This window comes from Kordiimonas lipolytica (assembly GCF_042651265.1).
Classification (GTDB): domain Bacteria; phylum Pseudomonadota; class Alphaproteobacteria; order Sphingomonadales; family Kordiimonadaceae; genus Kordiimonas; species Kordiimonas lipolytica.
In genome coordinates this window covers 59244-82645 of record NZ_JBHSCR010000003.1, presented here as the reverse complement: position 1 = coordinate 82645, position 23402 = coordinate 59244, and the positions used below count along the sequence as shown (strand labels likewise).

Here is a 23402-nt window from a genome sequence, read left to right as displayed (position 1 = left end):
GACATTTATGCGCTTCATCAAACCTACCCTGATTGCCGCCAGCCTATTGACGATCGCTGTCACCGGCACCTCCTGCGCGGGGCCTGAAACAAGCCCAATCCCAGAGACGGAGCGCGCAGGCAAGCCTGTTGTCTATCAGGTTTTCAGCCGCCTGTTCGGTAACCAGAACACGACAAACAAGCCTTGGGGCACCGCAGCCGAGAACGGCGTTGGCAAGTTTGCTGACTTCACGGACGAGGCACTTGAAGGCATCCGACGACTGGGTGTCAGCCACGTTTGGTACACGGGCGTGCTGCACCACGGCGTGATCCGCGACTATACGGCCTACGGCATATCGAATGATGATCCGGACGTGATCAAGGGCCGCGCGGGCTCACCCTACGCGGTGAAGGATTATTATGGCGTCAGCCCAGACCTTGCGACCGACCCCGCCAAGCGCATGGATGAATTCCGCGCGCTTATTGACCGCACGCATAAGCACGGCCTGAAGGTTATCATCGACATCATTCCCAACCATGTGGCGCGGGGGTACACATCCCTTGGCAAGCCGGACGGTGTGGTAGACTTCGGCGCGGCAGATGACACGAGCGTAGAGTATGCGCGCGACAATAATTTCTATTATGTACCGGGTCAGGCATTCGAGGTGCCTGACTTCAAAGCGGGACACGAGCCGCTGGGCGGTGAAGCGCACCCGCTGGCTGACGGCCAGTTCACCGAAGTTCCCGCCAAATGGACCGGCAACGGCGCGCGGTCGGTCAAACCCAGCGCCGATGACTGGTATGAAACCGTGAAGCTGAACTATGGCGTTCGCCCCGACGGCAGCCATGATTTCCCAAGCCTGCCGGAAGGCTATGAGGCACTGGACGTCCGCGCCCACGCCACCTTCTGGGCAGACAAAGACCTGCCGGACACCTGGATGAAGATGCGCGACATCGCCTTTTTCTGGCTGGACCAAGGCGTGGACGGCTTCCGTTATGACGTGGCTGAGCTGGTGCCGGTGGAGTTCTGGAGCTTCCTGAATAGCGCCATCAAGATGCGCAACCCGGACGCCTTCCTGCTGGCGGAAGTTTATAACCCGAAGCTTTACCGGGACTATGTGCATAAGGGCAAAATGGATGTGCTTTATGACAAGGTCGGGCTTTATGATCTGCTGAAAGCCATCCTCCAGGGCCGCGAGACAACAGATGCCCTGCCGCGTGAGATCGCGAGCCTGAGCGACATCGAAGCCCACATGATGCACTTCCTTGAAAACCACGACGAACAGCGCATCGCCAGCCCGGAATTCGCAGGCAACCCATGGCGCGCCATGCCTGCCATGGTGGTCTCCGCCACGCTGCGCACGTCCCCCACCATGCTCTATTTCGGGCAGGCGGTGGGCGAAGACGGGTCTGAGGACGCGGGCTTTGGAGACCCGAGCCGCACCAGCATTTTTGACTATGTCGGGGTGCCTGCGCACCAGCGCTGGATGAACGGCGGCAAGTTCGATGGCGGCGCACTGACAGAAGATGAAGCAAAGCTGAGAGCATACTATGAGCGCCTGATGCGTTTCACCGCAGGCAGCCCCGCAATGATGGGCGATTACCGGGAGCTTCACAGCGTGAACCGACAGCATGTGCCTGGATACACGGACCAGCTGTTCGCCTTCGCGCGCTGGAGCGAGGATGAAAAGCTGGTGGTTGTCAGCAATTTCGCAGAGAATGAAACTGCGACCTTCCCGCTGCGCCTGCCCACAAAACTTGCAATAGATTGGGGCTTCACGAATAACGGCAGCTACCCGCTTTCGGATGTGCTGGGTGGCGGCAACGCTACCCTTGTGATTGAAGACGGGCAGGCTATTATCGAGCTGACGCTCGAGCCGCTCCAGTCCATGATCCTCCAATTGCCACGAGGCGAGTGATGACCAACGCAGACCGCAACATCAAAAAGATTGCAATCGTGGGCGGCGGCTCCGCCGGCTGGATGACGGCGGCGGCGCTTTCAAATGCACTTCAGGGCGCTGCTGAGATCACGCTGGTGGAATCGGAAGAGATTGGCGTCGTGGGCGTGGGCGAAGCCACCATCCCGCCGATCAAGATTTTCAACCAGTCACTGGGCATAGGTGAAGCCGAATTCATCCAGCGCACCGAAGGCTCCTTCAAGCTGGGGATCGAATTCGTAAACTGGTTCAAGGAAGGCCACAGCTATTTCCACCCGTTTGGGGACTATGGCGCACCCTTTGATGCCGTGCAGCTGTACCACTATTATCTCAAGGCCCGCACGGAAGGCCCAGTGGACCCAATCGACGATTATTCCATGGCCTGGGTTATGGCCAAGCACGGCAAATTCAGCGTACCTGCCCAGGACCGCCGCATGGTCCAGAGCACGTTTGACTATGCCTATCATTTCGATGCCATCATGTATGCCCGGTACTTACGCGAATACAGTGAGGCCCGCGGCGTCAAGCGCCTGGAAGGCAAAGTGGTTGATGTGGGCCTCCGCGGCACTGACGGCTTTATTGAAAGCCTGACGCTTGAGAACGGCACAAAGGTGGACGCCGAATTTTTCATCGACTGCACAGGCTTCTTCGGCCTGCTGATCGAGAAAACCCTCAAGACTGGCTATGTGGACTGGACCCACTGGCTGCCGTGCGACCGCGCCGTGGCGGTACCGTGTGAGCACGGCGGCGAGTTCACACCCTATACCCGGTCAACAGCACGCAAGGCAGGCTGGCAATGGCGCATCCCGCTGCAGCACCGCATCGGCAATGGTTATGTGTATGCGAGCCAACACATCAGCGACGATGAAGCCCAGGCCACACTGTTGGATAACCTTGACGGCAAGCCCCTGGCGGACCCGCGCCTCCTCAGGTTCGTGACCGGCAGGCGCAAGAAATTCTGGAACAAGAACTGCGTGGCCATCGGCCTCTCCGCCGGTTTCATGGAACCGCTTGAGAGCACCAGCCTGCACCTGATCCAGAGCGGCATCACGCGCCTTCTGGCGCTGTTTCCGACACTGGATTTTGATGAATACGCCGCCCAAGAATATAATCGCATCACTGTGGGTGAATATGAGCGCACGCGCGATTTTATCATCCTGCACTACAAGGCCACCGAACGCCGCGACGCGCCCCTGTGGCAGCATGCCGCCGACATGGATATCCCCGAAGAGCTTGCCTACAAGATCGAACAATTCCGGCGCGGCGGCCGCATTGTGGCCCATGAGCTGGAGCTGTTTCGGAACCCAAGCTGGCTGGCGGTCTATACCGGCCAGGGCATCTGGCCCGAGCGGTACGACCCGCTCGCAGACGCGCGGAATGTGGACTATCAGGGCCGTCTTGCCGGCCTGAGGCGCGTGATGGAAGAAACCGCCGCCGCCATGCCAAGCCACGCGGACTTCATTGCCAAACATTGCCCGGCAAAACGCAGCATGTAGACTCCTGCAATACCCCGCAAGGGAACAGGATTCTCCGCTTTCGCGATAAATTGGTAACGTCAATTCCCCGTTAAGTTTTTTTGCGCTATTAAAGTTGCATCAAGCCACAGGAAGGAATGACCGCTTGCCGATGCAGAACAGACCGAAGGAACAACTGCAGATCCTGAACAAGTTTGCGCGGGACCTGATGGGGCTGTCCTCTGTTGAAGACCTGATCTGGTATGTGGTTGAGGAAGTTGTCGGCCAGCTGGGTTTTGTCGACTGTGTGATCTACCTGCACGACGAAAAGCGCGGCACACTTGTTCAGCAGGCCGCCTTTGGCGAAAAAAAGGGTGCCGACCATTCCATTGAGAACAAGATTGAGCTCAAGCTGGGGGCTGGCATCAGCGGGCATGTAGCCCTGACGATGAAGCCTGAGCGCATCGCTGATACGCGCAAAGACCAGCGCTATGTCGAGGACCTTCGGGGCATGCGATCCGAACTGACGGTGCCTATCGTTTATAATGACAAACTTTACGGCATCATCGACTGCGAGCACCCTGACGTCGGCTATTTCACCAAAGACCATGAAGACCTGCTGACCACCATCGCATCCATGCTGGCTGTACGCCTGGCTGAATGGCAGACACATGAGCAATTGGCAGAAAGCGAGGAAAAATACCGCCAACTGTTCGAGATGTCAGAAGACGCCATGATGATCCTGGCAAACAACAAGTTCGAGCTGTGCAACCAGGGTGCCGCGACCATGTTCGAGTATGCAAGCCCAGAGGAAATGGCAAAGGCGCACCCATCCGAGGTATCGCCCGAATATCAACCCTGCGGGCTGACATCGTTTGAAAAAGCCGAAGACATGATGCGCATTGCGGTACAGGAAGGCTATACCCGCTTTGAATGGATGCACCGCAAGAAATCCGGTGAGATATTCCCGGTTGAAGTGACTCTGACCCGCGTGCCTTACCAAGGCCAGGTGGCGCTATATGCCATCTGCCGGGATATCAGTGAAGCCAAGGCCGACCAGGCAGTACTGCAGCGCGCGCTTGCGGAAGCCGAAGCCGCAAGCAAGGCCAAATCCGCGTTCCTGGCGAACATGAGCCACGAGCTCAGAACGCCGCTGAATGCCATCATCGGCATGTCGGAAATCATGAAAGACAAGGTTTTCGGCCCCATCGGCAGCGCCAAATATGAAGAATACAGCAGCGATATATACCGGTCAGGCACTTTCCTGTTGCAGATGATCAACGACATTCTTGACCTGTCGGCCATCGATGCGGCTGAACGGGCAATGGAAAAAGCCCACCTGGATATCGCCGAGATTATCGCCGACTGCACGGTAATGGTCAGCGCGCAGGCCAACAAAAAGCGCATCCAGATTCAGCCGGACCTTAGCAAGGCGCCTTCCACCGTGTGGGCGGACTCGCGCGCGCTCAGGCAGACCCTGATCAACCTGATGTCAAACGCCGTCAAATTCGGATACGACGGCGGACACGTTCAGGTGCAGGTGGTCAACGAAAAGGAACGGGTTGTCTTCCGCGTTAGCGATAACGGACGCGGCATTCCGGAAGACCGCTTGGCCACCATCACTCAACGGTTCGACCGCGGTCACCTGGACCCGACCAATGCGGTGGAGGGTACTGGCCTTGGCCTTGCCATCGTGGAACAATTCGTCACGCTGCAAGGCGGCACGCTGCAGATAGAAAGCCGCCTGGGTGAGGGTACCACCGTCACCTTTGACCTACCCAAGGAACGGGGCTAACCCCTCCGGCGCGCGGGCCCTACGGGCGATTTTTGGTCCAGCCTGGGCCTTGCGGCAGCCGCGGCCAAGCGCCAAGAAATTGCCACGAAAAAGGAAGCGCCGCCGGTCGCACTTTCACCCGCTCTATCGAGACCTGAACGAACCGTTCGGCCCCTGGATAGTCATGGATACTGTCTTCAGGCCAGGCGATCGCTGCGGCCCCGCCCACCTGCAACAGGTCGCCGCTTTCGAAATCGATAAACAGCAGCCCAGCGCGGCCCGTGTCGTGAATGTTTCCCAGCGTTTTGAAATGCCGGTTGCCTGAAAAATCAGGGAACAGGAGCGTGCCTTCATTCAGGAATTTCACAAACCCCGGCGCGCCGCCCCGGTGCGATACATCCACACCGTGGCGCGCATCCTGCCCCAAATGGGCGGACGCCGAAGCGATAAAGAATGTATCCGCGCGTTCGATAACACGCCTGTGGGTTGCCGACAGGGCGCTTTGGAGTGGGCTTTCCTGCCGCGCCACCAGGGCGTCCGGCACGCGCGCCTGGATATATTGCGGGCAATTCCCAAACGATTGGGTAACCCGGAGCGTCACGTCATCGGCGTCCACTTCCGCCACCCGGCCGTTGATGCGGTTCCGACGCCGGTTTTCCAGCATCAGACCAAGGCCGCCGACCTCCACAGCCAGAACAAGGGCCTCCGCCGGCAGGCACGCGCGCGGGATCACCAGATGCTCTGGGTCCGGCGACCGGATGAACCCTGGCTGCCCCCATATCATGTGGGCCCAAGGCATGCCTTCCGCGTCCACCGTGCCCAGAAAGAAATACAGCAGCCCAGAGAAGAAATCGCGGTGTTGGTCCGGCATGTAGGGACGCACCATTCTGGTGGCATATTTTTGGACTTTTTCCTGCACACCCAGCCTTTCCTGGATGGCGAGCTCGCCGTCATGAAACGGGCTGACCAATTCCTTCAATTTCTTCTCCTTTAACTGGTTGGCCGGGGCAGCCCCCAAAGCGAGGAGATGGAAACGCCCACCCCGGCCTGCGACCACCCCGTCAGGCAGCCGCTGAAACCTCTGTGTGTGGAATTTCCACAAAGCCTTCCTGCGCTTCTATGCGCGCAAGCCAGCCGCGGATGTTTGGATAAGGCTCAAGACTGACAAAGCCTTCAGGTGCCCGCGCCACATAGCTGTAGAGCGCCACATCAGCGAAGGTGATCGCGTCGCCAACAAGGAAATCGCGCCCATCAAGATTTGCCTCCAGCCCTGCAAGATAAGCATGGGCATTTGTGATAGACTCCTCTTCGTCGAAATTCGCACCGAAAAGCTGGATCAGCCGGGCACGCGCGGGACCGGAAGCCAGCGGGCCGCTTGCCTGCGCGAAAAAGCGCTCTACCAGCGCCTTGCCGGCTGCGCTTGCTGGAATCCACTTGTTGTCTGCATCATATTTGGCTGCCAGATAGGCCAGGATAGCAGTAGATTCGTATATCACGTCCTCGCCATCCAGGAGAACCGGCACCTTGCCTTCGGGGTTCAGCTCCAGGAACCAGTCGGACTTATGCTCGCCTGTGCCGAGGTCGACCACCCGGTTTTCGAACTCAAGCCCCATAAGCGACAGCGCCAGCTCGGCCCGGTGTGAATGTCCCGATAAGGGAAAGCTATAAAGAATGCGTTTTGTTTCAGACATGGAAGCCTCCGTAGTGGCGCTTTGGGCACCAGAATTTAATATGTACTGATCGGTACGTTTTAAAATGAACAGATCGGTACATATTGTCAACTTCATCGCTTTCACATGACCGTGAACGGCCAGGATTTCTCATTAAAGAATTGTAATTAATAGATTATTTCCAAACTGGATTGAACAAGACAAACATGATACAAAAAGAACAGATCAGTAATTTTTGGAATAATCAGCTATGCGCGCGTCGCGGAAAGACGAACTGATAGACAAGGCCTTGGAGGCCTTTTACCGGGACGGCTTCCACGCCACCGGCATGGACAAGCTGGTGGCCGAGACCGGCATCTCGAAAACTTCCATGTATAAATATTTTCGCACCAAGGAAGACTTGATCCTAGCCACCTTAGAGCGTCGGCACGAGCGCCTTACTGCCTTGCTGGTTGACGGCCCCGCAGCGCGGGCCGACACACCAAAAGGCCAGCTGGTGGCCAGCTTCGATGCCCTGCAGGAATGGATCGCGGGCGACGACTTCAACAGTTGCATGTTCATCAAGGCATCATCGGAATATCAGGACCCATCGCACCCCATCCATCAGGCGGCGGCGGCACACAAACGGTCACTGACAGATCACCTCGCCAGTCTGGCACGCAGAGCCGGCGCGAAGGAGCCTGAGACGCTGGCGCGTCAACTGATGCTTCTGAAGGAAGGTGCGATTGTGACAGCCCACATTCAGGGCAAGGCCTTCGCCGCCCCCGATGCCAAGGATGCCGCGCGGACACTGATCAACCTGGCGTGCCCGAAAGACTAAATAGCCGCTAGCCGCTACATCCCTGGCGCGGCACAGTGTTTCGCGATGAAGTCTTTCTGCGTCGGCAATTTGGGTACTGTGCCGCCAATGATGGTCCTCAGGTTATTGAAATAGTCCCGAAGCTGCGCCTCATCAAGCGCATCCGCCATGGGGTGATAGGCTTTCGGCATCACACGCTGGCCCAGCATCACCTGCAGCCATCCGGCTTCCGAGAACAGCTCGTTATTGAAGCGGAAGATGCGGCCCGTTTCCCTGAACAAGTCCATCTTATGCTTCAGGCTTTCGGGGATTTCCATCTCTCGGCAGCGCTTCCAGAAGGCGCTGTCGTCCCGTTCGGTGGCGTGATAGTGCAGGATGATAAAGTCGCGAATGCTTTCAAACTCGAAGCCGACTTGCTCGTTATATTCAGCCACGTTGCTGGCGTCCAACCCCAGGCTTGGGAACATCTGCACGAAGCGCACGATGCTTGTCTGGATCAGGTGGATGCTGGTGCTTTCAAGTGGCTCCAGAAAGCCGGATGACAGGCCGACGGCGATACAGTTCTTGTGCCAGAATTTCTCGCGCCGCCCAACCTTGAACGGGATTACGCGCGGGTCAGCCAGCGGCTTGCCTTCCAGGTTATCCAGAAGCGCCTGCGTGGCTTCGTCTTCGCTGATGTAATCGGAACAGAAAACATGGCCGTTTCCGGCCCGGTGCTGCAGCGGAATACGCCACTGCCAGCCCGCCTTGTGGGCGATGGACTGGGTATAGGGCCGCATGCGCGCGCCGTTTTCGGCAGGCACCGCCACCGCGCGGTCGCACGGCAGCCAGTCTGTCCAGTCGGTATAGCCAACGCCCAGCGCCTGACCGAGGAGAAGCGACCGGAAACCCGAACAATCGATGAAGAAATCGCCTTCAACCACCTGCCCGTCTTTGAGCGTGACGGATTCGATATTGCCGCTTTCACCATCAAGCGACACATCGGTGATCATGCCTTCCACGCGGTTCACGCCCGCGTGCTCACAACCTTTCCTCAAGTACCGCGCATAAAGCCCGGCATCAAAATGGAAGGCATGCGTGATGCCTTCGAGCGGCGAGTTGGGGATTTGACGCAGGCGGTCGAACCGGTCCTGTTTCGCCGCCTGATAGTTGAAGGAGAAATCCCAAAGGTCACCGGCGAAGCCCGCGGCCTTGGCGCGCAGCCAATAATGTTGGAATGGCACCATGCCGATCTGCCGTCCGATGGCGCCAAAGGCGTGCATATATTTGTCGCCCACCGCCCCCCAGTTTTCAAACTGGATCCCGAGCTTGAAGGTGCCCTGGGTGGCCTTGATGAATTCGTCCTCATTGAGGCCCAGCACATTATTGAAAATCTGGATCGGCGGAATGGTGGCTTCGCCCACGCCCACGGTGCCAATATCGTCGGATTCGATCAGCACAATCTCAAGCTGGCCACGCATCAGCTTTACAAGGAGGCTTGCCGCCATCCAGCCAGCGGTGCCGCCGCCCACGATTACCAGTTTCTTGATGCTGTCTTTTTGCACGTCCCGTGTCCTCACCCAATCCCGAAAAGAAAACCCCTGCCGACAATCATATCGGCAGGGGCAATTGTTTCAACCAGCCTCAGCCGGACCTGACTACATTTTGTAGTTCAGGCCGAAGAGGAAGGTACGGCCATAGTTCTGGAAGTCACGAACCTGGCGGCTGTCCTGATTGTAGAAGGTGGTGAACGGCTCGTTCGTCAGGTTGTTCACCTGGAACAGAACGGTCAGGCCGTCGATACCAACTTCACTGAGGTCGTAGCCAAGCTGCGCATCAATGATGGTTTCTGCTTCAACATCAACCTTCACACGCGTCAGGCTGAGAGCCGAAACCTCACCCAGGAACGACGAACGGTGGCGTACGGAAGCACGCGCCTGGAAGCCGTGGTTCTCATAGTAAACCGTACCGTTCAGGACTGTCTTAGACAGGCCAGGCAGCGTGATCTTTTCCTGGCTGCTTGGATCAACAATCGAGCTCTTGGTAAAGGACGCGGAACCCAACATACCAAAGCCTTCAAGCGCTTCAGAGAAGTTCGAGAATGGCAGGGACGCAGAGAATTCAACGCCATAGATCTTACCGCCGTCTACGTTGTCTTTGAAGTCGCGGCGACCAACGGTGGAAAGCGTGAACTCATTGCCCTCACCGTCAACAAACGTCAGGTCTTCGCCAAGTGGGCCCAGAACTTCCGCGAAGTCATAAACTTCAGAGTCGCTGAACGGGAAGCTGGTGATCTGCTTGTAGAAACCAGCGACCGAAACATAGGCGCCTTCGCCGAAATAGTGCTCGAACGACAGGTCATACTGCCAGGTCTTGAACGGCTTCAGGTTCGGGTTACCGCCACCACCGGTGAAGATCAGGTTCTGCTGGTCGAAACCGAAGCCGAAGCCAGCGTTCATGTCAGCCATTGGCGCGCGCGCCAGCACCTGGGCCACACCAACACGGATCTTGTTGTTGTCGTCGAGGTTGAAGCTAAGGTTCAGGCTTGGCAGGAAGTCCCAATAGTCAGTGCCTTCCGTAACTGGCGTTGCAACCACCTGGTTATCAACCGTCTTGGCTGCCCAACCGTCCGAGCTCTGGTCAGTGTAAACTGCCTGCACACCGACGTTACCGGTAACAGGCAGGCTGCCCAGCTCGGTATCGATGTTGGCCTGAGCATAGAGGTTCACAACCTTCTCGGTCACGGTCCAGCTGTTGGTCAGACGGGACTGCGTGCTCGCCGCTTCGTCATTGATGACATAGGCACCGCTGTCAAACAGGGCTTTCGCATCATAGCTGAGAACGTCACCCATGCCGATGAACTCAAGCGACGTTGGGTCCTCAAGGAACTGGCTTGGTACCGGCACATCCGCTGGATATTCATTGAGCGTCAGGAAGAAGCCCTGATCCAGAAGCGTTTTTTGACGCTTGGAGAAGCGGGCACCATATTCAATGCTGGTGAACGGGCTGTCATCCAGGAACTGTTCAGCGCTCAGACGGATTGCAGAAAGCTCATCGTCTGTTTCAGGCGCGTTGATGAAGCCGTCCTGTGCGCGGTCATCCGGATAGAAGCCTGCAACGAACAGACCCCAGCCCCAGCTGAGCGGACCGCCAAGCTGAATGAGGCTTGGGTCGGAATAGTCAAGACCATGGGTGAAGACCGCACCGCCGTCTTCGCCAATGGTGAAGCCCAGGTTGTCGGTCGCACCATTGCCGCTACCACGACCGGTACCAGCGTAGGTTTCCATGTTGCTTTCGATGCGGTCTACGCTTGAGTAGCTAACATCGAGTTCAATCGTCAGGTTTTCATTCACCTGATATTCGGTGTTCCAGCCGAGAGCCAGCGTTTCAGCTTCGCGGTTAACGAAGTCGTTACGCACCACAACTTCTGCACCATTGAACTGGCCCTGAGTGATCAGGCCATCTTCAACCGTGTAGCCGTCCTGCAGCTGCGCGCCAGACCAGGCAAGCGGGATTTCAATACCACGCAGGGTCTGCTCGTCATCAAACTTGGAATAGTAGGCATCAATCGTCGTGCGGACCTTGCTGTCATGGGGCGCATATTCCAGCACACCCAGGAAACCATCGCGCGTCAGCTCGTTCGATTTCACATATGGCTTGGCACCACCAATGATCAGGTTACCGTCAGAAGCCTCCGGGAAGCCCCAGCTGTTCCAGCGCTCTTCCTGGGTTGGAGAGAGCATGCGTGCATAACCGATGGCAATACCCAACTGGTCATCGTTGAACTGGTCAACGTAGGAAACGCTGGCACGGTAACCAAGTGCCGTCGTGCCGGAATTGAGCGCACCAAGGTCGGCATATTCGCCGCGCAGGTTCAGAACGATTGCTTTTTCGCCATATGCCAGCGGCTTGATCGTCTGCAGATCAACCGTACCACCGACTGCCTGTGACGTCAGGCTGGCGTCAGGCGTTTTATAAATGGTTACGCCGTTGATCAGCTCTGATGGATACTGGTCATATTCCACCGCACGGCCGTTGTTTGCAGACACCTGCTCGCGGCCGTTCAGTGTGGTGGTGGTGAAGTCTGGCGCCAGACCACGGATCGAGATCACGTTGGCGCGACCGTCAAGACGCTGTGCCGCCAGACCCGGCAGACGGGCAATCGATTCTGCGATCGACGCATCCGGCAACTTGCCCAGATCTTCCGCCGAAATCGTTTCAACAATCGAGCTGCTTTCGCGCTTGCGGGCAACCGAGCTCATAATAGAGGCGCGGAGACCGGTGACGACGATTTCTTCGAGCTCGACGCCTTCGCCTTGTTCGTCAGAATCGGCATCCTGCGCGAGTGCAGGAGATGCCGCGAATGCGATGGCCGAAGCCGACGCAAAGGACAATAAATTCGTTTTAAAATTTGAGGTACGCATGAAGCCTTCCCTTCCCTGATTAACCCTGGAAGCCAACCGGTATGGCCGATCCTACTGGCCAAAAGTTAAACTTCCGCAACTTTCCCTGTGTCGAAAGCTCGCGCATCACTTTGCAAACATCAAGTCATTTTTTCATCTTTTTGCTATTTATTGCAACGACCCTGCAAACTGTGCCATTCCTGCAACAGTTTTCGCTATAGCCCAGCTTATATAGGGTTATATGGACAAATAGGCGTTATAAAATAGCCTGCTTCACGCCCTGACATCTTTGCAAAATTGCGCTCTGCAATATTCTTTTTGCATTTTTTGCAAAAATTGCTAATCCTTGAGACTAGGAAGGGAGGCCCGAGTCTTCGGTGCCATATCAAAATAGGGAACGGGATCACCTCATGACGCAAAAACCAGCGCTGAGTTTTTGGCAAATCTGGAACATGTGTATCGGCTTTATGGGCATTCAGTTCGGTTTCGAACTGCAGGTCAGCAATGTCAGCCGTATTTTCCAGACACTGGGAGCCAACATTGACGAAATTGCCATTCTGTGGGTGGCTGCACCGCTGACGGGTCTGATTGTCCAGCCGATCATCGGCTATATGAGCGACAAGACATGGACCCGGCTTGGCCGCCGGCGTCCCTATTTCTTTTATGGTGCGATCCTCTCGACACTCGCGCTCCTTATTATGCCCAATTCGCCCACGCTCTGGATTGCGGCTGGCATGCTCTGGATCATGGATGCCTCCTTCAATATCGCCATGGAGCCGTTTCGCGCCTTCGTGGGCGATATGCTGCCGAACCGCCAGCGCTCTCTTGGCTATGCCATGCAGACCTTCTTCATCGGCATCGGCGCGTCTGTTGCGGCGGCCCTCCCATGGATCATGACCAACGCCTTTGGTGTCGCGAATGAGGCCGACCCGGGCATCATCCCGGATTCGGTGATTTATGCCTTCTACACAGGCGGCATCTTTTTGCTGATCTGCGTGTTCTGGACCGTTTTCACCACCAAGGAATATTCGCCCGAGGAACTGGACGCCTTCAACAAGGCAGACCATGCCGCATCTGAAACCAGCAAGGCACAGGCCGCGGCCCACGACGAAACGCTGATTGCACCCGCACGCCACAAGCAGGGCGGCATGCTGTGGCTCGCCGTCGGCGTGGCCGCCTCTCTCGTCATCTATATGACAGCCGCGTCCTACCGGCTGCATATCCTCTCGGGCGGTGTGATCGTCTTCGGCCTGTTGCGCTTGATTGTCTCTGCAAAGAAAGACAAGGGCCAGACCGCCTCCGCCATTGTGGAGATCACCGACGACCTGATGCTGATGCCCACGGTGATGAAGCAGCTGGCCGTGGTGCAGTTCTTCTCATGGTTCGCCATGTTCGCCATGTGGTCTTTCACAACACCAGCCGTGACCGCCTTCCATTTTGGCGCCATGGACCCATCGAGCGAGATCTATAACACCGGCGCCAACTGGGCAGGCGTGCTGAATTCCGTGCGCAACCTGGTAACCATCGCAGCCGCCATCTTCATCGCGCTTTACGCCAACACGATCGGGCGGCGCAAAATCCACATGCTGAACCTCACGCTGGGAGGCATTGGGCTGGCGTCTTTCTATGTCGTTAAAGACCCTGACCTCCTGGTAATTTCAATGGGGCTTGTGGGTTTTGCCTGGGCTTCGATCCTGTCGATCCCCTATTCGCTGCTCTCAAGCGCGGTCGCCCACCACAAGATGGGCATCTATATGGGCATCTTTAACTTCTTCATTGTGATCCCACAGATTGTGGCATCCACCACGCTGGGCCTTCTGGTCAGCGAGCTCTTTGCCGGTCAGGCGATTTACGGCCTGGTGTTTGCCGGCGGCTCCATGATCATTGCCGCCCTTGCCACCCTCAATGTCAGCGAGCCGGAGGCCGAATAAAATGAAATATCCACTTACCAAACTGGCGGGCGGCTGCCTTGCCCTTGCCCTACTAGCCGCCTGCGGCGAAGCCGACAAGGCCCTGCCACCAGAGGAACCCGTTACGGTTCGCCCGGAACTTCTGGAGCCATACATCAGCCGTCCGATTACCGATGACGTGATGTATTTTGTCATGCCCGACCGGTTCAATAACGGTGACCCGTCAAACGATACAGGCGGCTTTGGGGGCGACGCCAGCACGCATGGCTTTGACCCAACCCACAAGGGCTTCTTCCATGGCGGGGACTTCAAGGGCCTGACGGAAAAGCTGGATTATCTGGCTGACATGGGCATCAGCGCCATCTGGATGACGCCCATTTTCAAGAACAAACCCGTGCAGGGCAATCCGGTGAACATGACAGCCGCCTACCACGGTTACTGGATCACGGATTTCACCCAGATTGACCCGCATCTGGGCACGAACGATGACCTCAAGACCCTGGTGGATGAAGCACACAAACGCAACATGAAGGTGATTTTCGACATCATCACCAACCACACGGCTGATGTGATCAAATATGAAGAATGCTTTCCACGCGGCAGCGACCCGGCAAATGTGCCGCTATGCGCCTACCGCTCAAAGGAAGCCTTCCCCTACACCACCAAGGGCGGGCCTGGCGGCGACGCCATCAACGAAGGCTTCCTGGGCGACGAGCCTGTGCATCAGACAGCGGAGAATTTCGCCAAACTGACAGACCAGACATTCGCCTACACGCCTTATGTGCCCGCGGGCGAGGAGAATGTGAAGGTGCCGGCATGGCTCAATGACGTGCGCTATTATCACAATAGGGGTGACAGCGAATGGCAGGGCGAAAGCAACACCTACGGCGATTTTGCAGGCCTCGATGACCTGTTCACCGAACACCCGGATGTTCAGCAAGGCTTTATCGACATCTATAAATTCTGGATTTCCGAATTCAAGATAGACGGCTTCCGCATCGACACCGTCAAGCATGTGAACGACAGCTTCTGGCAGGCCTTCGCGCCCGCCATCATGGCCCATGCTGAAGCCGAAGGTATCCCGAACTTTTACGTATTCGGCGAAGTGCATGAACCCACGCCAGAGCGCCTCAGCCACTATACCAATGTGGCGAAGGTGCCGTTCGTGCTGGATTTCGCCTTCCAGTCTGCAACCTACCAGCTATTTGCTGAGGGCAAGGGCCCCGATGTCTTCGCCGAAACACTGAAAAAGGATGTGCTCTATAAGCCCGCGAAAGGCGACGCCCGGTCGCTGCCGATCTTTTTGGGCAACCACGACATGGGCCGCATCGGCCACTTCATTCGTCGCGGAAACCCGGATGAAAGCCTGGAAACGTCCCTCAAAAAAGACCTGCTGGCGCACGCGCTGATGTTCTACAGCCGCGGCGTGCCGGTCATCTATTATGGTGACGAACAAGGCTTCATCGGCGACGGCCATGACCAGGACGCCCGCGAGGATATGTTCGAAAGCCAGGTGGCGAGCTACGCAGACAATGACCTTCTGGGCACTTCGAAGTCCAGCGCCGACAATAACTTCGACGCTGAGCACCCGCTTTATGAGGCCATGCAACGCTTCACCATGGTCAAACGCGTCCACCCGGCGCTGCGGCATGGCAAGATGACCTTCCTGCACGCCGACAGCGAGCCCGGCCTTCTGGTGTTCGAACGCACAGACGAGACCACAGGCGACACGGTCCTGGCGGTATTCAATACGGCTGCCTATGAGGCCTCCGTCACGCTGCCTCAGTTCAGCGGTCCGCTGTGCTTCATTGACGGCACGGAAGGCGAGATGAATGGAGCCTACACAGCCCCCGCGCTTAGCTGGGCGGTTTATGAGAAAACGGCCTGCGAAAGCTAGGCCCACCCACATCCAACAAAAAAGGCGGCGCCCGGTGGTGCCGCCTTTTTCATGCACGCTTCAGAGGTATCAGGCGCCGCAACTTTCACGGATAATCAAGTCAGTCGGCAGCGTGGAAGACTGCACGTCCTCGCCTTCCAGCATCCTGAGCAGCTTCGATACCAGCAGCCGGCCAGCCTTGGTCACATCCTGCCGAATAGTGCTGAGCGCCGGACTTGAATAGGCCGCCACCAGCACATCGTCATACCCGATCACGGATACATCCTTCGGCACATTGATGCCGCGGTTCGCCAGCGCCTTCATGGCGCCGATAGCGATCATATCCGACATGGCGACGATGCCGTCAAATTCCACACCCTGCTCCACCAGCACATCCACCGCTTCCATCGCCGATTCCGGGTAGAAGTGGGCCGGGCGCACAAGGCGTGGGTCAAATTCGATGCCGTTCTGGTCAAGCGCCTCACGGTAGCCTTCCTGCCTGAGCTTCATCTCTGGCCCTTCGCAGTCACCCACGAAAGCAATGCGTTTGCGGCCCATCCGGATCAGGTGGTTGGTGGCGCGGCGACCGCCCTGGCGGTTGTCACTGCCGACAGAGCAATATTTCTGGTCCGGGAACTGCGCGCCCCAGGTCACGAACGGCACGCGCTGGGCCGCGAGCTGGTTCAGCTGTTTGTGCATGGTGCTTTGGCCCAGCACAATCAGGCCGTCGCACCGGCCGCTGGCCACCAGGTTGGCCGCGCTGTGATAGTCGGTCATCGTCAGGTGCGAAATCAGCAGGTCGCAATTCTGTTCCTTGAGCGCATCGCCAATGCCGCCGATCAGATCCAGCGTGAACGGGTCAGACAGGCGCGTATCACGGCCCTGCGGCGGCGGGATCACGATCGAAATCGTCTTGTCTGCATCCTCGGTATAGACCTTGTCGCGCAGGCGGCCGGAATAATTGTTACTTTGGGCGAGCGAGAGGATTTTCTTCTTGGTGCGGTCCGATACCAGCGGGCTGTCGTTAAGCGCCCTGGACACGGTCGAAATCGATACACCGGCAAGCGCCGCCAAGTCCTCCAGACGGTGGAGATTTTTTTCTTTTTCGTCGTCGCTCATACTGCCATCCCGAGTTGCATATTTTTGCAAATTTTGCTGTCGTTTTCTTTCCTGCTTCCGTTTTAGCAAGAAAATCCATCATTTTGGAAGACTTTTATTTTTGCAAATTGGCGCTGCAACTAGCCCGAATTTACCAAAAACGTAGGTCGCAAAAAAAATCAAAATTATATAGCGGGTCGCTCGCCTGGGCGGCGTCAAACATCTGAGAGCCACCAGTGGTGGCAAGAAGATTTGCGGGCGTAGCACCCCGTCCATGGCGCAGCGACAATCATCAGGTTTCAGGAGGAGCTGCCCTGGACGGGGGAATTGATACGCCCACTATGGCCAGATAGTCGGCGAGGCTGGCGCCACAAGACTATCTGGAAGCGCGGACAGCATCATCATCGATGGGGGTCATGATGATGACGCCTGTGGGGCGGCGCCGGGGATTTCCCCGGCGCGTCCGCTGCTTTAGACCCGTTCCTCATCGGGCTGAGTGTGGATAATTTGTCCAGCACTGCGATCAAACCTCTGCCCGTTAACTGGTCCCCCGCTTCCCTCTTTGGCGGGGGACCGTTTTGTATCGACCCGCCCATTTTGCATATGAGTGATATTGCGAAATCTTCCCACATCTGGAATGGTTGGCACCTGTATGAAGGCGCGGACGCAGCCGCATTGTTCAGGGCTAACCTTTTGGATACTGGTAAAAAATCAATCTTGCTGAAAGCCTACCTGGAGAAACGCCCGGCGCTGAAGCGGTTCCTGGTGGTGCGGTTTCGGGACGAGACGCTGGCAGAAGACCTGCTGCAGGACCTGTACCTGAAGCTGGAACGCGTTGATGACGCCTCAACGATCAGCAATGTCGGCGCCTACCTGTTTCGCATGGCCAACAACATTGCCCTGGACCACAACCGGCAGAAGATGCGTCAGATGGCGCGCGACAGAAGCTGGGTGGATATCAGCCGGTCAGAGTACGGCAGCGAAAGCGTCGATGAAGGCCCGGCGGCTGATCGCACGATCGAAGCCAGGCAGAAGCTGGCGCAAGTGTCTGAAGCGCTCAACCAGCTGCCGCCACAATGCCGCAAGGTATTTGTGCTGCATAAGCTGAAGGGGCATAGCCACAGGGAAGTCAGCGAAAGCCTGGGCATCGCCATAAGTACCGTGGAAAAGCATATGGCCAAGGCCATGAAATTCCTGGTTCTGCATTTGAAAGATAAAGACTAGCCAGCAAACTGGCGGGTATGCGCCTATCGCGGCGTCATTAGACTGAACGAGAGTAATTAGGGCCTGCGGGCTCATGAAGGCAGTAAAAACAGATGACCAAAACCGATACCAGTTTCCTGACGGATGAGCGGCTTGAAGCCGCCGCCGGCTGGCACGCGCGCCTCAGCGGCGACAGCGTGACCGAGGCCGACTGGCATGCCTTCACCGACTGGCTCGAAGCCGATGAAGCCAACAGCCTGGCCTACGAGCATGTCGAACACCTGGCGCTGATGGTTGAAAGCGGCGCAGACACGGTGGCCGCCAGCGTGACCGATACGGATGACGATGCGGATATGGGCACCGTTATCAATGCCGGCTGGCGCTGGAGCAAACCGAAAGCATGGATCGGGGCGGCGGCTGCCCTGGCTGCGATGCTGCTGATCATCGGCACAAGCTTCACTGGCCCCTTCTTTGGCCCCGACACCCAATATTACCAGACGGGGCTTGGCGAAACCCGCCTTGTCACGCTTAAGGACGGCTCAACCGTTCAACTGAACACCAACACAAAAATCAGCGTTGCCTTCACGGGCGACGTTCGGCAAACCGCACTTGCCTATGGCGAGGCGCTCTTTTCCGTAGCCAAGAACCCGGACCGTCCGTTCCGGGTGGACCTGGGCGGCAGGTCGGTTCAGGTTGTGGGCACCCAGTTCAATATCCTGCGTCACAACAACCAGCTTGTTGTCACTGTGGCGGAAGGGCTTGTGGATGTGGCGCCGACACACGTGATCGAAGAGGAAGCCCAGTCGGCCGAGCGGGAGCGCCTGGGTGTTGGCGACCAATTGACCGCTTTTGAGAAATCATCAGAGACCCACGTTCAAAAAGTGGATGCCCAGCAGGTAACCGCATGGCTGCACGGATATCTGGAATATGAAGACGCTGCGCTTTATCTGGTCGCTCGTGACCTCAGCCGGTATCTGGGCGAGCCTATCGCCGTAACCTCAGGCGCGCGGGACATCAGCTTTTCCGGCATTCTCAATATGGGTGACCGGGAAACAGTACTGACGACACTTGAAAAACTACTGCCTGTGACCATAAAACAGACGGATGGAGCAATTCTGATCGGTCGCAGGGAGTAGACATGTGCGCATAGTTGGGAAGAAGGCTTCCGCCCTGGCGCTGCTGACCTGCTGCTTTGCCGCCCCGACGGAAACTTCGGCGTCTGCAGAATCCAAGACTTTTGACATAGAGGCCATGCCGCTTGCCAAGGCGCTAGCCTCTTTCGCGCGTCAGGCCGGCATTTCCATTGGCCGTCCGCCACTGTCCTTCAGGGACGGCAAGGCGAAGGCAGTCAGCGGCGACATGAGCACCAGTGAAGGCCTGGAGCATCTGCTGGATGGCACCGGTTTCACCTTCGAGATCGTCAGCCCCGGCGTGGTGCGGGTTTTCCGCAAGCCGCCCGAGGGAAAGCCCGCCCCGAAAACTGAAGCCTCGTCCCACAGTGAACCCTTCGTCCAGGAAATCATGGTTTCCTCGCTCAGGCGCGCCGACAATCTGCAGAAGCTGCCATACGGCATCAGCGCCATCAGCGCCGCCACCAAAGAGCAGCTTGGCATCGGCACCACCAACCAGGCGGCCCGGCGAATTGTTGGCATGCATGCCACAAACCAGGGCGACGGCCAGAACAAGGTCATCGTGCGCGGGCTCTCGGACGGGGCTTTTTCCGGGCGCGCGCAATCGCTTGTCAGCACCTATTTCGACAATACGCGCCTGACCTATAATGCGCCCGACCCATCGCTGAGGCTTATTGATATCGAACGCATCGAGGTGCTGCGCGGCCCACAGGGCACGCTATATGGCTCCGGTGCTCTTACCGGGCTTTACCGGGTGATCACCAAAAAACCGAACCTCGCGGAAGTGGAACTGAGCGCCACTGCAGGCCTTGCCTGGACCAAGGGCGGCACCCCGTCCCAGGATGTCAGCGGCATTGTGAATATCCCACTTGTCGAGAACCAGCTGGCCATCCGCGCAGCGGGTTACTTCGAGCATGAAGGCGGCTATATCGACGACCTGCGGCTGGGGCTGGATAATGTCAACCAGTCAGATACCTATGGCGGGCGCCTGTCGGCCCAGTTGAAGCTTGGGGACAACTGGTCGCTGCTCGCAGGCATAACCCTGCAGGAAAACGAACGGGACGACAGCAATTATTATGATGTCGGGCGCACCTTCACCAAGCGCGGCAATTACATCCAGGAACCCAGGACAGACAGCTTCAGCCAGGTCTATGCCACGCTGGGCGCGGACTATGACTGGGGCACGCTTGAGAGCACCTTCAGCTGGACCGACCGCAACATTACCGCCACCTATGACGGCTCACTCGCGGTCCCGAAACTGATCCTGATAGACGTGGCCCCCAGCCCCTTCAGCCTGGACCGCGACATCGCCACCACGTCAAATGAGACGCACCTGTCATCCAGGACCGGGGGGCGACTTGAATGGACTGTCGGGACCTTCTGGTCGAAGAGAGGCGAGCGCACCCATTCGAACCTCGCTGTACCTGCCTCCGCCATCTGGCCGTCCGAAGAAGGCGACCTGAACATCTACACCGAACTGCTCACCGGCAGCCTGAAGGAAACCGCGCTCTTTGGCGAAGTGACCTACTTCCTCACGGAAAAACTGGCACTGACCGGCGGGCTTCGCTGGTTCGACTACCGCGAGCGCGCGTCCTCCGACCTTGTGGACCTTGGCCTGTTCCTGTTTGCCCAGACGGACGGCGAGCAAAAGAAATCCGGCGTCACCCCGAAGGCGGTGCTGGCGTATCACCACAGCAAGGACCTGATGATCTATGCCCAGGTGGCCGAAGGCTACCGGCTGGGCGGCATCAACCTGACCGGTCCGACCCCCATCGGCGGCGAGAGCCAGCTCGCGGATGAGCTTTCGAACTTCCAGTCGGACTCGCTGACCAATTATGAAGTCGGCTTCAAATACCAAAGCCCGAACAAGGCTTTAACCACCACGGGTGCGGCCTATGTAGCGCTGTGGCGCCGCATCCAGAGCCAGCAGTTCAGCTTCGAAGGGTTGCCGGATATCGACAATGTCGGCAACGCCCGCGTAGTGGGTGCTGAGTTCGAGCTGACTTACCGCCCAGCCTATGATTTCGAAGTCCGCGCGCACTTGTCGGCGAGCGACGGCGAGCTGACAGACACAACAGCCCGCTTCGGCGCGGAAGTGGGCACCCCCCTGCCCGCCACACCGAAGTTTTCAGCGGGTGCATCGGTTTACAAGGAATTCGAAATCCGCGACGACCTGCGCATGAGCGCAAGCGCGGACTATAGCTTTGAGGGCGGCGCTAACCTTCTGTTTGAAAGCGATTTTTCACCAGAGATGGACAGCTATCATCTGGTCAATGCGCGGCTCGGGCTGCAGAAAGATAACTGGTCGCTGACCATCTACGGCACCAATCTGCTGGCTGACAAATCCAATGTTTTCGCATTTGGCAACCCGCTGAGCCTTGAGGTGATCCAGGGCGAGGACCCGGACAATCCGAATTTCATCATTGTTTCCACAGGTTTACATGCAACCCCGCTTCGCCCGCGCACGTTCGGCGTGGAACTGGGCTGGCGCTTTTAGTCGAACATCATCTTTTTGGTATGGCGCTCCAGCACCCCTTGCGGCAGCTTCAGCGCCCGCGCCCAGGCGCCGATATCGCCAGGGTGAGCGTCCATCGCAGCACGGATTTCCGCGTCCGGCACATCCTCTAACGTCCTGACGCTGCTGGATTTTTCCATCAACCCATAAAGTGCGGTGCGCGAGACATTCAGATGCTCCGCCGCTTCCTTGATCCGCCAATCGGCGGCATCCAGGGCTTCCAGCATTTCGGCTTCCGTCACACTTGCGGGCGCGCGGTAGGTGGGCTTCGATGCAGGCTTACCAGAGGGCACATCTGGGGTTTTTGTTCCCATTTCGGGCACACCGGTAGGGCCCATTTCGCCCCCATCCATTGGCGCACCGAACTGCGGCACATGCCCAACGGAGATTTGCTGCACCGCGTTCCTCAGTTCGCGCACATTGCCCGGCCAGTCATGCAGCACCATGGCGGTGATATGGTCTGCAAAATCGACTGGCCGCGTGTCCACAGCACCCGTATCCAGAAAATGCTTGATCAGAAGGCCGATATCCACGCGCCGACGCCTGAGCGGCGGAATCTCGATCACCATGCTCTCAAGCCGCCGAAGAAGCGGCTGAGAGAAATCATCCGCGCCCAAGGCCCGGTCTGTCGCCGCCAGCACCCGCGCGCCAGAGAAACGCAGCCGGGTTTCTCCCACGCGGCGGAATTCGCCCGTTTCCAGAACCCTGAGCAGCATGGCCTGCAGGTCCGCGGGCGTATCGCCAATCTCATCCAGGAAAATGGTGCTTTTGTCGGCGGTCTCAAAAAATCCGATCCGGTCCCTGACCGCGCCCGTAAACGCGCCTTTGGCCGCCCCGAAAAGGTCAGCGCCGCCAAGCTCGCGCGACAGCGTCGCCATATTGATTGAAACAAGGTTTTCAGACGCCCGGTCGCTCGCCAGATGAAGCGCCTGCGCCACCAGTTCCTTGCCCGTGCCGGTTTCGCCCCGGATAAGTACCGGAAGGTGTGTCGGCGCAACCCGCGCAATCGCCCGCCAGACAGACTGCATCGCCCCGCTGATGCCAAGAAGGCGGCCTTCGGGCGGCTGGGGCGCGGTCTCTGCCGGGCTCAGGAAAAGCGACAGCACAACCGTGCCCGCAAGCGTGATGATGATATCGTCCCCCAGCGCATCCAGGCTGACGGTGACCGGCGCGGTGACCGGCTGGCCGTTCACCAGAACTTTCATCTTGCTGTCTGGCGGGGTGATGGAAAATTCGCGCGGACCAGTGCGCTTGATCATGAGTTCAGAGCGCGAAATCCGGCGGTCTGCCAGCGGTTCTTCCGCCGACCCGCGCTTACGGAACATCGGCGCATTCCGGGACACGCTGGCCTCAGTGGCCCGGCCGAACATCAGCGGCGCCACCGCGCCTATGCGGGAGGCGTCTGCATGCCAGATGATGCCAAGGCTGGGCAGCAGGATTTCCCGGTCCGCGCCCATGCCGCGCCCGGTATCAACCGATACGGTTTCGTCCATCAGGCCGTAATCGCCGGTTTCATCCTGCATGCTGCTGTCTCCCCACAAGACCGGACAGCGCCTACTGTCCTTGAAATGTCATGAAGCTACGCGTAAAAGCAATACTGTCTACTTTTGCGTGCCTCTATAGCAACTTAAGGCGATATAGCAGGCAGGGCAAATGTGCGCGAGCCTTTTGTGTTT

Annotated in this window: 15 protein-coding genes; 9 read left to right on the top strand and 6 right to left on the bottom strand. The window is 57.8% G+C overall.

Translation table 11 applies throughout. The annotated features are described in order from the left end of the window. Positions 1 to 7: 7 nt before the first annotated feature. From ACFO5Q_RS04715 to ACFO5Q_RS04705, 3 genes are all read left to right on the top strand, one after another. Positions 8 to 1897 (top strand): alpha-amylase family glycosyl hydrolase, encoded by a 1890-nt coding sequence (locus ACFO5Q_RS04715; RefSeq protein WP_068151352.1) that lies wholly within the window; start codon positions 8 to 10, stop codon positions 1895 to 1897. Next, a complete protein-coding gene (locus ACFO5Q_RS04710) occupies positions 1897 to 3411 on the top strand; it encodes a tryptophan halogenase family protein (protein ID WP_068151349.1) in 1515 nt (504 codons plus the stop codon). The genes ACFO5Q_RS04715 and ACFO5Q_RS04710 overlap by 1 nt, the downstream gene beginning before the upstream one ends. Before the next feature lie 130 nt (positions 3412 to 3541). Further along, a complete protein-coding gene (locus ACFO5Q_RS04705) occupies positions 3542 to 5164 on the top strand; it encodes an ATP-binding protein (RefSeq protein ID WP_068151346.1) in 1623 nt (540 codons plus the stop codon). Positions 5165 to 5183: 19 nt separating this feature from the next. On the opposite strand, the gene ACFO5Q_RS04700 is transcribed toward ACFO5Q_RS04705, so the two are convergent. Further along, entirely contained in the window at positions 5184 to 6122 is a 939-nt protein-coding gene (locus ACFO5Q_RS04700; protein WP_068151345.1) for a pyridoxamine 5'-phosphate oxidase family protein, read from the bottom strand. Positions 6123 to 6204: 82 nt separating this feature from the next. Next, positions 6205 to 6834, bottom strand: a complete 630-nt coding sequence (locus ACFO5Q_RS04695; RefSeq protein WP_068151341.1) for a glutathione S-transferase family protein — start codon at positions 6832 to 6834, stop codon at positions 6205 to 6207. Between the two features lie 229 nt (positions 6835 to 7063). Here ACFO5Q_RS04695 and ACFO5Q_RS04690 point away from each other — a divergent pair, with 229 nt between their 5' ends. Further along, positions 7064 to 7633: a TetR/AcrR family transcriptional regulator gene (locus ACFO5Q_RS04690; RefSeq protein WP_068151339.1), complete on the top strand. Its 570-nt coding sequence runs from the start codon at positions 7064 to 7066 to the stop codon at positions 7631 to 7633. A gap of 14 nt (positions 7634 to 7647) precedes the next feature. Here the strand turns inward: ACFO5Q_RS04690 and ACFO5Q_RS04685 are convergent, their stop codons facing one another. Both ACFO5Q_RS04685 and ACFO5Q_RS04680 read right to left on the bottom strand, forming a co-directional pair. Further along, on the bottom strand, positions 7648 to 9156 hold the full coding sequence (locus ACFO5Q_RS04685; protein WP_082720032.1) for a tryptophan halogenase family protein: 1509 nt from the start codon (positions 9154 to 9156) through the stop codon (positions 7648 to 7650). A 93-nt stretch (positions 9157 to 9249) separates the two neighbouring features. Beyond that, positions 9250 to 12015: a TonB-dependent receptor gene (locus ACFO5Q_RS04680; protein WP_068151336.1), complete on the bottom strand. Its 2766-nt coding sequence runs from the start codon at positions 12013 to 12015 to the stop codon at positions 9250 to 9252. 389 nt (positions 12016 to 12404) lie between these two features. Here ACFO5Q_RS04680 and ACFO5Q_RS04675 point away from each other — a divergent pair, with 389 nt between their 5' ends. Together ACFO5Q_RS04675 and ACFO5Q_RS04670 are read left to right on the top strand one after the other, a co-directional pair. Next, positions 12405 to 13925, top strand: a complete 1521-nt coding sequence (locus ACFO5Q_RS04675; protein WP_068151333.1) for an MFS transporter — start codon at positions 12405 to 12407, stop codon at positions 13923 to 13925. Position 13926: 1 nt separating this feature from the next. Beyond that, the gene (locus ACFO5Q_RS04670) at positions 13927 to 15801 is read left to right on the top strand and encodes an alpha-amylase family glycosyl hydrolase (protein ID WP_068151330.1); all 1875 of its coding nucleotides are present in this window, start codon (positions 13927 to 13929) and stop codon (positions 15799 to 15801) included. Positions 15802 to 15870: 69 nt separating this feature from the next. On the opposite strand, the gene ACFO5Q_RS04665 is transcribed toward ACFO5Q_RS04670, so the two are convergent. After that, entirely contained in the window at positions 15871 to 16899 is a 1029-nt protein-coding gene (locus tag ACFO5Q_RS04665; protein WP_068151327.1) for a LacI family DNA-binding transcriptional regulator, read from the bottom strand. Positions 16900 to 17595: 696 nt separating this feature from the next. On the opposite strand from ACFO5Q_RS04665, the gene ACFO5Q_RS04660 reads away from it, so the two are divergent. From ACFO5Q_RS04660 to ACFO5Q_RS04650, 3 genes are all read left to right on the top strand, one after another. After that, a complete protein-coding gene (locus ACFO5Q_RS04660) occupies positions 17596 to 18102 on the top strand; it encodes an RNA polymerase sigma factor (protein WP_197421251.1) in 507 nt (168 codons plus the stop codon). Between the two features lie 92 nt (positions 18103 to 18194). Continuing rightward, the gene (locus ACFO5Q_RS04655; RefSeq protein WP_068151322.1) at positions 18195 to 19217 is read left to right on the top strand and encodes a FecR family protein; all 1023 of its coding nucleotides are present in this window, start codon (positions 18195 to 18197) and stop codon (positions 19215 to 19217) included. A gap of 4 nt (positions 19218 to 19221) precedes the next feature. Further along, complete coding sequence (locus tag ACFO5Q_RS04650) at positions 19222 to 21708, top strand: TonB-dependent receptor domain-containing protein (protein ID WP_068151318.1); 2487 nt, start codon at positions 19222 to 19224, stop codon at positions 21706 to 21708. Here ACFO5Q_RS04650 and ACFO5Q_RS04645 read toward each other — a convergent pair. Beyond that, entirely contained in the window at positions 21705 to 23249 is a 1545-nt protein-coding gene (locus ACFO5Q_RS04645) for a sigma 54-interacting transcriptional regulator (RefSeq protein ID WP_068151316.1), read from the bottom strand. The genes ACFO5Q_RS04650 and ACFO5Q_RS04645 overlap by 4 nt on opposite strands. Between the last annotated feature and the right edge of the window lie 153 nt (positions 23250 to 23402).